Annotated in this window: 13 protein-coding genes and 1 other RNA gene; 6 read left to right on the top strand and 8 right to left on the bottom strand. The window is 50.3% G+C overall.

Annotated features, from left to right (window positions below; genetic code table 11):
• Positions 1 to 9 precede the first annotated feature (9 nt).
• Genes ACUN8H_RS13790 through ACUN8H_RS13780 form a run of 3 tightly spaced genes read right to left on the bottom strand, consistent with a single transcriptional unit; the run spans position 10 to position 2,635 of the window.
• Positions 10 to 711 (bottom strand): YrbL family protein, encoded by a 702-nt coding sequence (locus ACUN8H_RS13790; RefSeq protein ID WP_445532652.1) that lies wholly within the window; start codon positions 709 to 711, stop codon positions 10 to 12.
• Complete coding sequence (locus ACUN8H_RS13785) at positions 675 to 1,850, bottom strand: glycosyltransferase (RefSeq protein ID WP_445532651.1); 1,176 nt, start codon at positions 1,848 to 1,850, stop codon at positions 675 to 677. The genes ACUN8H_RS13790 and ACUN8H_RS13785 overlap by 37 nt, the downstream gene beginning before the upstream one ends.
• A 32-nt stretch (positions 1,851 to 1,882) precedes the next feature.
• Positions 1,883 to 2,635 carry a glycosyltransferase family 2 protein gene (locus ACUN8H_RS13780; protein WP_445532650.1) on the bottom strand — a complete coding sequence of 251 codons (753 nt, stop codon included), beginning with the start codon at positions 2,633 to 2,635 and terminating at the stop codon, positions 1,883 to 1,885.
• An 82-nt stretch (positions 2,636 to 2,717) separates the two neighbouring features.
• Between ACUN8H_RS13780 and ACUN8H_RS13775 the strand changes: the two genes are divergently transcribed.
• Both ACUN8H_RS13775 and ACUN8H_RS13770 read left to right on the top strand, forming a co-directional pair.
• Complete coding sequence (locus ACUN8H_RS13775; RefSeq protein WP_445532649.1) at positions 2,718 to 3,746, top strand: glycosyltransferase family 4 protein; 1,029 nt, start codon at positions 2,718 to 2,720, stop codon at positions 3,744 to 3,746.
• Between the two features lie 32 nt (positions 3,747 to 3,778).
• Positions 3,779 to 4,756, top strand: coding sequence for a glycosyl transferase family 90 (locus tag ACUN8H_RS13770; RefSeq protein ID WP_445532648.1), 978 nt, complete (start codon positions 3,779 to 3,781; stop codon positions 4,754 to 4,756).
• A gap of 134 nt (positions 4,757 to 4,890) precedes the next feature.
• Here ACUN8H_RS13770 and ACUN8H_RS13765 read toward each other — a convergent pair whose 3' ends face one another.
• Positions 4,891 to 5,598: a 3-deoxy-D-manno-octulosonic acid kinase gene (locus ACUN8H_RS13765; RefSeq protein WP_445532647.1), complete on the bottom strand. Its 708-nt coding sequence runs from the start codon at positions 5,596 to 5,598 to the stop codon at positions 4,891 to 4,893.
• Between ACUN8H_RS13765 and ACUN8H_RS13760 the strand changes: the two genes are divergently transcribed.
• From ACUN8H_RS13760 to waaA, 3 genes are read left to right on the top strand one after another with little or no spacing between them, the layout of a single operon-like run.
• The gene (locus ACUN8H_RS13760; protein WP_101145059.1) at positions 5,597 to 6,694 is read left to right on the top strand and encodes a glycosyltransferase family 9 protein; all 1,098 of its coding nucleotides are present in this window, start codon (positions 5,597 to 5,599) and stop codon (positions 6,692 to 6,694) included. The genes ACUN8H_RS13765 and ACUN8H_RS13760 overlap by 2 nt on opposite strands.
• Positions 6,684 to 8,114 carry a bifunctional D-glycero-beta-D-manno-heptose-7-phosphate kinase/D-glycero-beta-D-manno-heptose 1-phosphate adenylyltransferase HldE gene (hldE, locus tag ACUN8H_RS13755; RefSeq protein ID WP_101145058.1) on the top strand — a complete coding sequence of 477 codons (1,431 nt, stop codon included), beginning with the start codon at positions 6,684 to 6,686 and terminating at the stop codon, positions 8,112 to 8,114. The genes ACUN8H_RS13760 and hldE overlap by 11 nt, the downstream gene beginning before the upstream one ends.
• On the top strand, positions 8,114 to 9,406 hold the full coding sequence (gene waaA, locus ACUN8H_RS13750; RefSeq protein ID WP_445532646.1) for a lipid IV(A) 3-deoxy-D-manno-octulosonic acid transferase: 1,293 nt from the start codon (positions 8,114 to 8,116) through the stop codon (positions 9,404 to 9,406). Before hldE ends, waaA begins: the two co-directional genes overlap by 1 nt.
• A gap of 35 nt (positions 9,407 to 9,441) precedes the next feature.
• On the opposite strand, the gene rpiA is transcribed toward waaA, so the two are convergent.
• Entirely contained in the window at positions 9,442 to 10,116 is a 675-nt protein-coding gene (rpiA, locus tag ACUN8H_RS13745; RefSeq protein WP_445532645.1) for a ribose-5-phosphate isomerase RpiA, read from the bottom strand.
• A gap of 141 nt (positions 10,117 to 10,257) precedes the next feature.
• On the opposite strand from rpiA, the gene ilvA reads away from it, so the two are divergent.
• Positions 10,258 to 11,772: a threonine ammonia-lyase, biosynthetic gene (gene ilvA / locus ACUN8H_RS13740; protein ID WP_445532644.1), complete on the top strand. Its 1,515-nt coding sequence runs from the start codon at positions 10,258 to 10,260 to the stop codon at positions 11,770 to 11,772.
• A 480-nt stretch (positions 11,773 to 12,252) separates the two neighbouring features.
• On the opposite strand, the gene ACUN8H_RS13735 is transcribed toward ilvA, so the two are convergent.
• The 3 genes from ACUN8H_RS13735 to ACUN8H_RS13725 all read right to left on the bottom strand — a co-directional run bounded on the left by ACUN8H_RS13735 (position 12,253) and on the right by ACUN8H_RS13725 (position 13,460).
• Entirely contained in the window at positions 12,253 to 12,864 is a 612-nt protein-coding gene (locus tag ACUN8H_RS13735) for a 5-formyltetrahydrofolate cyclo-ligase (protein ID WP_445532643.1), read from the bottom strand.
• A 20-nt stretch (positions 12,865 to 12,884) separates the two neighbouring features.
• A non-coding RNA gene (ssrS, locus tag ACUN8H_RS13730) (6S RNA) lies at positions 12,885 to 13,067 on the bottom strand.
• A gap of 93 nt (positions 13,068 to 13,160) precedes the next feature.
• Entirely contained in the window at positions 13,161 to 13,460 is a 300-nt protein-coding gene (locus tag ACUN8H_RS13725; protein WP_290694124.1) for a cell division protein ZapA, read from the bottom strand.
• Between the last annotated feature and the right edge of the window lie 36 nt (positions 13,461 to 13,496).

The raw sequence follows: 13,496 nt of genomic DNA, 5'->3' as shown, positions 1-13,496 counted from the left end.
ATTAGGGCGTCACTGTTGGATGCCTGACGACCCGTTTGAGATATCATTCAGAGGCGTTGCTGCGGCAAAAAGATAATCACCAGCATAAACTTTTTGCGCACAATAGGTAAATCTTGATTTTATTCGATGCCATTTTCGTTTGGTATAATAATTCGACAATACTTTACTCTTTAAAAGTAAATGTGTTTTTAGATTTAAATTTTTAGGTGAAAAGCCATCAATCATGATCAGTTTTTTGTTAATGTGCTCGCCCTCAATGACGAAATTATCTATATTAAAATCAGAAGCAGGAATACCGCTAATAGAAAAATCACAAATGATATTTTCCACTAAACATAAAGCTTGCTCAACGTTGAGCTCCCGACTAAATAAAAGCTTTCGCAAAGTAACCGATTGACCATGGTCATCAACAATTCGGTCGACAACTAAGCCAGGGCCTTTGTTTGTTCTTACCCAACCTTGACAGTGACTAATGCGACAATCGATCTCTCTTGTGGCAAGATATGTTGATATATACCATTCGGAAAAACTTTGTCGATGGTCTTTTATCCAGCTTTCTGGGTGTCGAGCAATTTTTATTAGTTTTGATGGATTGGATTCATCGAGATAACAAATGCGATTTGACCCATAAGATAAAATATTATCGTCATTAAGAATGATTTTCTCACTATTTTTTATTTGTCTTTTGATCGTTTTGAGTGAGTTGTACATATATCATCCTTGATATTACCGTTGAGATGTTCCGCAATTAGGGATTGCAGCGCTTGATATTGATACTCAAAAGTGTAATCGCTGGCCGTTTTAGCTAGTTTGTAATTTATAAGTGAGTTGTCGCTGCTCATAAGGTCTTCAACTTTACGTGCCCACTCTTTTGGCAAATAGCCTTGAACAATCAAGTCTGTTAGCTCATCGTGTAACAGCTCTCCAGCACCAACACGTTCAGACACCAATGTTAATGTTGAACAAGCCATTGCTTCAAGTATAACACAACCAAACTCTTCAATATGGGCTGGTAAAACGAAGAGGTCTAGAGCAGCATAGTACTGTTCGACCTCAGGAACCGTTTTTTTCCAAATGAAATACTCGGAAACACCCAATTTTACAGCTTTTTCTTTATAGGTTTCTACCACACCCTGCCCAATCACAATAAAGCGATATGAGATGCTGGAGCTTTTAACTAAATGGTTAGCAATTTCTATAAATAAATCTAAATTTCTTTTTTTAAAATCACCCGAGGTAATTAAACCAATTAATTTTTCGTCTTTTCTTATTCCGAGCTCATCCCGTTTTTTTTGCCTAAATAGTGTTTTTTTAGAGGTGTTAAATTGAGCTGAATCAAAGCCAGGATAGGAAATGCTGATCCTTTTGTCTGGAATGGCGTATCTAAAGGATAGATCATTGGCCATTAGCCGTGAGTTGGCAACAATATGCTGATTGCTTTTGTTAGTAAGAATTTTTTGATGTATCTTTGAAACGCTATTTTGTTGCTTAGCTTTGTCTGGTTGCATTATTTCTTGCGCAAGATCAACGCAATTATGCATAAAAGTTATGTCAGCATTTTCCGTGTCGCCATGACTTATAATCAAAGTTGGGCTGTTTTTTTTACACCAAGCGTTAGCTCGACTATTAAACCACAGCCGCCTTAAATAGCTACCTAAAGGAATTTTATTGACTATTTTTAGTTCTGCGCCATAGGAAATAATGGTATTTTTAGTAGCTTTTTCACATATAACAGTTACTAAAAAACCCATTTCCTTTAATATTGAAATTTGTTGTAAAGCGATTCGTGCAGCGCCAGTCGTCTTGTTTAAATTACGGATTGCAATAACTGCTGTTGGCACGTCTTCCATGATAAGGCCTTCTATTTAGCGCTTTTTATAAATTAAGCTCTGTGTTTAACAAAGCTTTTTATGTATTTCCAAAATACACCATTAGCATTCGATACTGATATTACTAATCCTCTCCAGCCATCACGCCACCCTTGTTGCAACAGGTAGGTTCGCAGGAAGGCGAAGACTGCTTTGAAAAATATGGCTGACACTGAGTAATGCTTCAATTTTCCAGATTCAGCGCGAATGTTAGAGTAACGATTAATTTTTTCTAAAAACTGAGATAAATCTGTCACGGCGGTATGCTTAATAGTACCCGATAAACGCTGTACGCGGCTAATGCTGTCCACTGATATCGCTTCGTGGACCATGGCATCGTTAAAATTATGGCTGCGACGATCGAAGAGTCGAATTAGCCAGTCATCGCCCCATCCAGAGTAATGTACTGGTCGACCCATCATCCAGTTTTCACGCAACACTTCGCCCAAGTCGCTAGATGTTGCGCTGCTAACCCACCTGATAATAGATGCGATAAGCTCTGGGGAAGGTGCTTCATCAGCATCGAGGGAAAGTATCCAGTCGTGTTTAGCTAATGAAACAGCGTATCGCTTGGTGGGACCAAAGCCAATAAAATCACCTTGATATAAGGAAACGTTCGGATAACTCGCCGCAATGCGGCAGGTATCATCGTTTGAGCCGTTATCGTAAATCACCACGTTTTCAAAACACTGCACAGCATCCAGTGTATTTTTTAACGTTGAGGCAGCATTTCGTGTGATGATGACAACGCTAACGCCAGGGGGCATAAATGTGTCGATCCTGTTAGAAAGTGGGGAGCGAATGCTATTATAGCGGCTTTATAGTCACCGTATCTCCAGTGAGGCGTTTTTGCACATCATTCATGTCAATCTGGCTAGTGGTTTTCGCGGGGGAGAACGCCAAACTGTCCTGTTGATACAAGCATTAGCTAAGTCTGATAAAATAAGTCGACAGACGCTGGTCTGTCAGCCATCTTCCCCTTTGCGCGAAGAGTTATCAGCTACCCCTGGAATAGAATTTAGCAATGCCAGTCATCAATTGGCAGGCCATTGGCAAGCAGGTAAAGCCGACGTAGTACATGCGCATGAGGCAAAGGCCGTTCACTGGGCATGGCTTCATAGCAAGCTGTTCCTAACGCCTTATATCATTACGCGTCGTGTCGATACGCCTGTTAAGCGAAAATTCAGTAACAAGGTTTTTTATCGTAGTGCTAGCTACTGTGTCGCTATATCAAGCGTTATAGCGCATGAAATAAGCACTCTGATTTCTTCGAAAATCCCTATTATCCCAAGCGCTTTTACGCCCGTTTTTCCTGATCCCACTGTCGCAAAAGAGTTACGAGATCATTATAACGAACGTTTTATCGTCGGGCATGCTGGTGCCTTGGTAGATCGTCACAAAGGCCAGCGAACCTTATTAGAGGCAGCCCGTCAGCTCCAGACTATTCGACCAGAGGTATTGTTTTTATTCTTTGGTAGAGGTGAGGATGAGCTGGTACTTCAGCAGGAAAGTCGTGATTTGGATAATGTTCTTTGGATGGGATTCAAACCTAATATGGGAGACTATTTGCCAGCGCTAGACCTGTTTGCTTTCCCTTCCAGAAATGAAGGATTGGGCTCAGTGCTACTCGATGTGATGAATGCCAAAATCCCAATCATTGCGAGTGATGTTGGAGGGATTCCCGATATAGTAAAGCATGGAACAACTGGCTATTTAGTACCGCCCAGTAACGCTGAAAAATTGATCGAAGGTCTTGAGGTGCTGATGAATAATAATCTGCAACGAAGTACGTTAGCAGATAAGGCTTTTGAACAATTAGCGAGTTACTCTCCTGAAGCGATGGCCGATTCTTATTTGAAGTTATATCTTTCCCTCTAGTGGTGCTTTTATAATATAACGAGCTTGAAATTATGTCTTATATTGAACGCTTTAAAGCTAACTACCATAAGTTTTTGTTTTATAGTAAAGGCATCATAGAGATAGGCTTGCCTAGGCAATACTATTTTTTTGAAAGAAGAAAATATTTGACCGCCTTTGATAACTTACCAGTAGGAACTAAGAAATCTTATATTGAAAGCCGTGTAAGCTACTATAACCAGCTATCTGAGCAGTCAGAGCTTAATTATCAAACGTTAGAGGTTGGTGGTTTTTCAAAACAGAAAAGCTGGTCTTATTATATTGATATGAAACGCTATTTGTCGCGTTTTGAGGACTCCCTTAAATTTCATTTCTTACCTGGCGATATCCGTACAGTGCCTCAAGAGCCTTCGTTTGTAAAAAGTCGTCCGATCAGCCCAAATAACCAGCACTCGGTGCTGCTAAAATTAAATAGGGTAAGGCACTATTTTTTCGTAAATGATAAGACTAGGTTTGATGACAAAAAAAATCAATTGGTGTGGCGGGGTGCCTGCCATCAACAGCATCGTCAAAGTTTTGTAGAAAAATTTTATCAGCACCCTTTATGTAATGTTGGCGATAGCCATAAAAGTGCTCACGACCAACCTTGGGGGCGACCCTATATGAATGTTAGTGAGCAGTTGGGCTATAAATTTATACTAAGTATTGAGGGGAATGACGTAGCTACGAACTTGAAATGGATAATGGCTTCTAACTCATTATGCTTCATGACCAAGCCTAAATATGAAACTTGGTTCATGGAGGGAACACTTGAGCCAGGCTTTCATTATGTTGAACTTGCTGATGATTATTCAGATTTAGAAGAAAAGCTAATTTATTATCAGCAACACGCTGATGAAGCAAAGCGTATTATTGAAAACGCTAATAACTATGTGAAACCATTTTTAGATCAAAAACAAGAGCACCTTATTGGCTTGCTAGTAATGCAAAAGTATTTTGAGAAGACAGGACAGCTGAGGCCGTCCAAATAGCTGTTTTCCTTCAGCCTATGCCCCAGTTGAATTGCTCATGCATCAACACCGCTTTTATATTCTTCTACCCAATGATTGCCTACGCATGGTTATTAACGATGGCTATATGAAGCTTGGGTAATTCTCGCATTAGCTTAGCTGCGATACCCATGATATATGACTGGCATAAGCGGTGCGTCGGTAAACTTCTTGAAAGAACGCTCCAGTCTCACCAAATTAGCTGCCTGCCATTTTCCTGCTGAGCGCAGGCGGCAGCGGTCAAGATCAATTAGCCATGGCGCTTCGCTTGGGTCGACTAGAATATTACGAGCGTTTAGATCGACATGATCCAGCCCGGCCTGATGAAAACGACGTATCATTTCGCCTACCCGCGTTAACAGCGCTTCATCTGCTTGATTGTTGACTAGCAGCTCGGCCAGCGCCTTGGCACTCGCAATGCGCACTGTAATCAGGGCGGCCTCATACGTCATCCCATAGCGGGTCACACAGCTGGCGACAGGGCGCGGTACCGGTAGTCCTTGCTCAAAAAGCGCTGCGGTCAAGCGCAGTTCACGAAATGCGCGGGTGCGCTCGGCGCCAGTCCATAAATAGCGTTTTGTACTTAATTTGGCCACCATGCCACCACGGCGATAAGGTCTTAGCGCCCACTGCTCGTCCGTCGTTGCCTGTACAAACAGGCTACTGCCACGGCCAGGCGCTTCGCCCACAATTAAGCCCTGCTCACGCCAGTATTCGGCAGTGAATAGAGCAGGATCAATTTGGTGTGTGCCCGGCGCGTCACATAAACTGTCTGCATCATGTAAAATGAGCCCATTTTTCTGCCGGAGTGCCGCTAAGCGCATGAAGCCCTCTCTGCCTGTTCAGCCTAACCACATTGCCATTTTGCGCCTCTCCGCCCTCGGCGATGTGTGCAATCTCGTGCCCACGGTGCGGGCGTTGCAGCGCCAGTGGCCCGATGCGCGCATTACCTGGATTATCGGCAAGGGGGAGCACAGTCTACTGGCGGGGCTTTCCGGGGTCGAGTTCGTTGTCTATGACAAGTCGACAGGTATGGCTGGTATGCGGGCGCTTTGGCGGCAACTCGCCGATACGCGCTTCGATGTGCTGCTACATATGCAGCAGGCCATTCGCGCCAGCGTGTTGTCCCTTGGACTTAAAGCCACGGTACGCGTGGGCTATGATAAGGCACGCGCCAAAGATGCTCAGCACTGGTTCACTCAGCATCAGCTTGCGCCGCATCCCAATGCCCATGTGCTTGAGTCATTCATGGATTTCGCGCGGGTGCTCGGGGTTGAGGATAATCGCTTGGAGTGGAACCTGCCGGTCACCGACACGGCACGTAATGAAGCACTGGTTATCAGCGGAGAGGCGCCTTACTTGGTGATCAACCCTTGCAGTAATGTTCGCCTGCGCAATTTTCGCAACTGGTCCGTGGAAGGCTATGCCAGCGTCATCGAACACGCCTGGGTGCAGTACGGACTCAAAAGTGTGTTGACCGGGGGCGGCAGTGCCCTGGAGCGGGAGATCGGTGATCAAATCGAAGCGCTTTGTCAGCCGGGCAGTGTAATTAATGCCATTGGGGGAACCTCCCTAAAAGGGGTGTTGGCGCTGATTGATAACGCCCAAGCGGTGATTGCACCGGATACTGGCCCTATTCATATGGCCAATGCCATGGGCACACCGGCATTGGGGCTCTATGCATCGACCAATCCCCAGCGCGCCGCGCCCTATTTGTGGCGTGAGTTTGCGGTCAACGCCTATCCCGAGGCGGTGCGCACTTATCTGCATAAATCGGTCGAGGATGTGAGTTGGGGGCAGCGGGTACGCCACCCCAGCGCCATGATGCTAATTAAAGCTGACGACGTCATTAATAAGCTGGATACACTGTTGGCGCATGCTGCCTCTAACACCAGCGCAGGGAGCCTGCATGAAAATTGATTTAACCGCCTTGGAACACGCTCGGGTACTGGTCATTGGTGATGTGATGTTGGACCGCTACTGGCACGGCGGCACGTCGCGTATCTCGCCAGAAGCCCCTGTACCCGTGGTGCGAGTGGAAGATGTGGAAGATCGCCCGGGTGGCGCAGCTAACGTGGCATTGAACATCACTTCGCTAGGCGGCCATGCCGTATTGGCAGGCGTGGTTGGCAACGATGAAAACGCACAGCTGCTCGAAGCGAGTTTATCTGCTTCTGATGTAAGCACTCACTTCCAGCGCAGCACAGAAATACCCACTATCACCAAGCTTCGCGTGATGAGTCGCAACCAGCAGCTGCTGCGTCTGGACTTCGAGCAACGCCTCGACAGTGTCGATACCCGTGAACTACTGACCGAGGTAGAAAAGGTGCTGCCTGACTGCGATGTGGTGATCCTTTCCGATTACGGTAAAGGCACGCTGAATCAGGTGGAGAGCCTGATTGCCAAGGCACGTGCCCATGGCAAACGGGTGTTAATCGACCCGAAAGGGCAAGACTTCAGCAAGTACCGCGGGGCGAGCTTAATCACTCCCAATCTGACGGAGTTTGAAGCCGTGGTCGGCGTGTGTGCCACCGATGCGGAGCTATCCATTAGAGGCGAGGCGCTGCGTGCCGAGCTTGAGCTGGAAGCGCTATTGGTTACTCGCAGCGAAAAGGGCATGACCCTGATTCGTGAAGGGCACACGCCGCTGCACTTGCCCACCCGGGCGCAGGAAGTCTTCGATGTGACGGGGGCAGGGGATACGGTGATTGGCCTGATGGGGCTAGCGCTAGCGGCAGGGCATGCCTTCCCTGAAGCGATGATGCTAGCCAATCTGGGTGCCGGGTTGGTGGTGGCCAAGCCGGGCACGGCCACGCTCTCAATTGCCGAACTCTATACCGCATTACACGGTGATAAGCTGGCCGAATTCGGAGTGATTGAGCCTACCGTGCTGGTGGAGGCCGTGCGCGCCGCCCAACTGCGTGGTGAGCAGGTGGTCATGACCAACGGCTGCTTCGATATTCTACACGCGGGCCACGTCGCTTATTTGGAGCAAGCCAAACGGTTAGGTGATCGATTGATTGTCGCAGTAAACGATGATGCCTCCATTGGTCGCCTGAAAGGGCCTAAACGGCCAATCAACCCCCTGAACCGTCGCATGCAGGTATTGGCGGGGCTGGGCGCTGTCGACTGGGTAGTGCCGTTTAGTAACGACACCCCCCAGGCGCTGATTGAAGCGGTATTGCCGGATATTCTGGTTAAAGGTGGCGATTATCGGCCAGAAGATATTGCGGGAGGCGCGGCGGTGGTGGCCAACGGTGGCGAGGTCAGGGTGCTCGGCTTTGAAGACGGTGTTTCGACCTCGGCGATGATTAGCTCCATTATTGATCGCGAGCGCTAATGGCTTTATCTGCCTGGTCCCGCCTTGTCTACTCAGCGATACTCTATGGCTTGGCACCATTGATCGCTTGGCGTATATGGCGTGAGCAAGTGCCCACTTACTCGCGCCTCCAGCGGCTGGGGTTACACCTTGGGCCGCTGCCTCCCGCGCCACGCATTTGGCTACATTGTGCCTCGGTGGGAGAAGTACGCGCCGCTCGACCGCTGATCGAGGGGCTATTAGCGCGTTATCCAGCGCACAGCCTGTTGCTCACCACCATGACCGCTACCGGTGCCCAACAGGCCCAAGCGCTGATTAGTGAGCAAACCGCAGCAGATCAGGTGCGCCTCGCCCATCGTTTCCTACCGCTGGACTTTCCTGGCGCCGCGAAGCGCTTTGTACGCCATGTTCAGCCCGAACTCGCCATCCTGTTTGAAACCGAGCTGTGGCCCAACCTGATTCATGCCTGTCGCCAGCAGGGAGTGCCTGTGGCGATAGTGAATGGTCGCTTATCGCCCCGCGCTTTCAAACGCTACCAGCGCCTGCGCCCATTGATGGCCAGTATGCTTGCCGAAGTTAGCTGGCTCGCCGCCAAATCCTCGGCAGATGCCGAACGCTTTAATGCCCTCGGCTGTAACACGAAAACCACCCGCAATGTTGGCTCGCTGAAATTTGAGCTGGCCAGCCAAGACAGTAGCACTAAAGAGGGTGAGCGCTTACACCAGGAGTGGGGTGAGCGACCTACCTGGGTGGCGGGCTCTACTCGTGACGGCGAAGAAGCGCTGCTGCTGGAGGCCCACCGCCAAGTGCTTGCGCGCTACCCCGACGCGCTGTTGGTGCTGGTACCGCGTCACCCCCAGCGCTTTGATGAAGTCGCTAAACTTTGTGAAACGCAAGGGTATGCATTAAGCCGCCGCAGCCAACATCAGCCCGTCACAGCGCAAACCCAAGTCTACCTGGGAGATACGCTCGGTGAGCTGGCGATATTATATGCCGCAGGAAGTGTAGCCTTTGTAGGGGGCAGCCTGGTGCCTCTGGGCGGACATAATGTGCTTGAACCAGCGGCGTTAGGCAGGCCCGTGCTTAGCGGCCCCTCAATCGAAAATTTTGCTGATGTGGCTGAGCCGCTTGAGCGCGCAGGCGTCCTAACGCTGGTCGATAGCCCTGTCGCCCTGGCAGATGACTTGGTGGGCTGTTTTGCTAATCCTAAGCGCGCCCAACAGGCGGGGAGTGCTGGCCGTGCGGTGATTGAGACACAAAAAGGCGCACTGGATCGCACCCTGGCAGGCTTGGCGTCGTTACTGACGCCTTAGCTAGTGCGTAAGCCAGTGCCTGTATCGAAGAATATTTATTTAAGCGCTATGCGTTCCACGCCATCATCTTTGCCGAGTAGCAGTACATCAGCGCCGCGGGCGGCAAAAAGGCCATTGGTGACCACACCGACGATAGCGTTGATGCGCGCTTCCATGGCCACCGGGTCGGCGATCATAAAATCAAAACAGTCGATTATCTGGTTACCATTGTCAGTGACTACTCCCTGGCGATAAACCGGTTCAGCCCCTAGGGCGACTAGCTCGCGCGCGACATAAGAGCGGGCCATGGGGATCACTTCAATGGGCAGTGGGAAGTGACCTAACTGGGACACATACTTAGAGCCATCTGCGATGCAGATAAAACGCTCGGCACAGGCCGCCACGATTTTTTCACGGGTAAGCGCTGCTCCACCACCTTTAATCATATGTAAGTTAGCATTTACTTCGTCTGCGCCATCAATATAAAAAGGCACGGTACCGACACTGTTGAGCTCAAATACCTCAATGCCCAAGGTTTCAAGGCGCTTGGCGCTTGCTTCTGAACTGGCCACGGCGCCTTTGAACAAATGACGTAACGGCCCCAGGCGATCAATAAACAGATTGGCCGTTGAGCCGGTACCAATGCCTAAGATGGTATCCTTTTCCAGCGTTGATTTGATTTCTGCAATGGCTGCATCCGCCACGGCGGCTTTCAGTTCATCCTGGTTCATAAAGTGTCAGCCTAGTGAGTCAGTCTAGTGTGAGTCAGTAATGAGGTAGTGGCGCTAGTATAACGACCTAGACGCCACTAGGCGTAATCTGCTACCAATAAAAGCTTTTGTCCGTTCACGTTCTTCCCTTGGGATACCCGCATGCTCGAAGCAACCGTCAAAAAGATCCTCCAAGCCCGCGTATATGAAGCCGCTTGTGAGACCCCGATTTCCCCTGCCCCCTTTTTGTCGCGTCGTTTCAACAACCAGATTTTGATCAAGCGCGAAGATTTGCAACCGGTGTTTTCGTTCAAAATCCGCGGGGCCTATAACAAAATGGCGCAGCTTACCCAGGCCCAAAAAGATAAAGGGGTGATTGCTGCCTCCGCGGGCAATCATGCCCAAGGGTTGGCCATGGCCGCCAAGTTGATGGGCGTCAAAGCGGTCATTGTGATGCCGCGGATTACCCCGGATATTAAAGTACAAGCGGTACGCGCCCGGGGCGCCAAGGTCATACTAAAAGGGGATGCCTTTGCGGCGGCGGCCGAGCATGCGCAAGAACTCATCAAAGAGCACGGCTATACCTATATCCCGCCCTTTGACGATATTGACGTGGTGGCTGGCCAAGGCACCATCGGCGTGGAAATCCTGCGCCAGCACGCGGGGCGACTAGATGCCATTTTTGTGCCGGTGGGTGGCGGTGGACTGATTGCGGGGGTGGCGGCTTACGTTAAGTACCTGCGCCCGGACATCAAGGTGATCGGGGTAGAAGCGGAAGACAGCGCCTGTCTCAAAGCGGCGCTAGAAGCCGGTAAGCGAGTGGTGCTGGACCAGGTCGGTGTTTTTGCCGAAGGGGTCGCGGTCGCGCAGATAGGTGAAGTGCCGTTTTCACTGATTCAAGGCCTCATTGATGAAGTGATTACCGTCAATACCGATGAAATGTGCGCAGCGGTCAAAGATATTTTCGAGGATACCCGTGCGGTGGCGGAAACCTCAGGCGCGCTCTCGCTGGCGGGGCTGAAAAAATATATCCAGCAGACCGGGGCCGAAGGCGAGACGCTGCTGTGTATCAATTCGGGAGCCAATACCAACTTTGATCGTCTGCAGCACATCGCCGAGCGCACGGAGCTGGGCGAGCAGCGTGAGGCAATTTTGGCGGTAACGATCGCCGAGAACCCCGGCAGCTTTAAAAAGTTTTGCCGCACCCTAGGCAAGCGTATGGTGACTGAGTTTAGCTACCGCTATGCCGATAGCAGTGAAGCACATATCTATGTCGGCGTTCAGGTCAAGCCCGGTGGCGAAGACCGCCTAGCCGTGATTGATAAGCTGCGTGAAGGTGGCTATCAGGTGGAAGACCTTACCGATAATGAGTTGGCGAAGCTGCATATTCGCCACTTGAGCGGCGGTCGCCCCAGCGAGCGATTCGAAGAAGAGGTGTATCGCTTTGAGTTTCCCGAACGCCCTGGTGCGTTAATGAACTTTTTGACCCAATTGCCCCACGACTGGAACATCTCGCTGTTTCATTATCGCAACCATGGTGCGGCCTATGGTCGAGTATTGGTGGGCATGCAAGTGCCGAACGGTGATCGCACCCATGTCGCTGAGTATTTGGATGCTATTGGCTACCGCTACTGGCGTGAAAGCGATAACCCGGCCTATCGATTATTTATGGCCTAATTGGCTTTTTAAGGAATTGTGGTCGGTAAGTGGTTGCTTACCCTGAACGTCATAGCAGCTCGTAACATAACGTTACTAAATCATTTTAAAAGAGGTTAAAAAAAGTGCTTGTAGCTGTTGTCAGCCGTGCCCCTATAGCCCTATAGTCGTGAGCGAAATTAATCAAATCTGCCATCCTGTTGGCGACAGCAAAACATGGCAGATTTAACCCATTCGGTAACGGCAAAGGTGTTGGAGAAGCGGCATGCGGCGTAAGAAGCCTGATATGGTAATGGCGTTGATGGTGGTGTTTGCATTAGGGGTGCTCGCCACCGGTTATGCGCAGGCGTTGTCAGGAAGTTAATCCCCCGACAACGGCGGCAGCAACGCTACTCACTCGGGTGACAAATAGTTAAGAAAACAGTCAAAAAGACAGTTAAACCAATAAATAATGAGAAAGGCTGATCCTTACTGGGGTCAGCCTTTTTTGTGGGTGACTTATTAGCGGCGCACAAAGCCTTGATCACTGACCACTGCTTGCAAAGGCACATCCCATGGCTCTACCGGCAGAGAGGCTACCCGCTGGCAGGCATGGGCGACGCCGATCAGGGTAGGTGACGGCCCTGGGCGATGCATGAACGCCAGGCTACGATCGTAAAACCCGCCCCCCATGCCCATCCGGTTAGCATTACCATCAAAGCCAACCAACGGCACAATCAGCGTATCCAGCGCCCAGGCTGGCAAGCGGTTGTGTCGCTGAGCGCTAAAGCGTAACTCAGGCTCCCAAATCCCAAAGCGGTTTTTTACCATTGGGGTAGTGGGCCGATAGGCGACAAACCAAAGTATATTGGTACTAAAAGGGCGTAAAACGGGCAAATAGACTTCGACATGACGTTTGCGTAGCCAGGGCAGCAGCGGCGTCGGGTCAATTTCACCGTTGACGGGCAGGTACAGGCTAACGCGACGTGCCCGGCGGATTTCAGGCAGTGCTTTTAGATGCTGGCACAAGCGTCTGGCCGCAAGGCGCTGATCATGCGAAGAAAGGGATTGGCGTTGGCGACGTAAAAAGCGGCGAAGCGCACGCTTGTCCATGTCATAAGGACGGCTTTCCATGCGTTAATTCTCTCTTGCAGGTGTTCTCCAGAGTGCCGCTGTCGTTCTGGCCCTGAACCTACTGGTTCAGGTGGGTGGCCGCAGCCAAGCCGTCAGGCTTTCCGACGCACGGACATGCACACGGGCCTGGCTAGCATTTGGCCCCCTGGGTATTACGCATAGGCTCGAGGGACTATAACGACTGGCGCACACCCCAGAGAACCCCGCCATCCTAACAGAGCGGCCGCTAATGCCAAAGGGCTGGGTTAAACCTTCACTAGCTTTCAGCATGTGTTAAGAGGCGTAGTTTGTAACGCCTAGGGCTTGCGTGTTTTCGCCAATGCCCGCTCAAGGCGGTCATTGAGCCGATTCAAGTTCTCTTCCCCAGCGCGGTGTTCGTCCATGGCTTCAAGCAACTCGTGGGTGATGTTGAGGGCCGCCATGATCGCGACACGCTCACTTCCCAGCACGCTGCTTTGGGCATTGATGCCTTGCATTGCGCGGTCTAAGTAGCGCGCGGCGCGGTCAAGTTTGGCTTCTTCGCCCGTGTCGCAGGCAATGATATAACCACGCCCTAACAGGGTTATTTCTTTGGTCGGCCGCTTGGCGTTACTCATCAAAGACTCCAGCACGGGCCAGCAGGGGGCCCAATG

Source organism: Vreelandella sp. V005 (genome assembly GCF_052645115.1).
The sequence above is the reverse complement of the archived record's forward strand: the minus strand, read 5'-3'. Positions and strand labels throughout refer to the sequence as shown.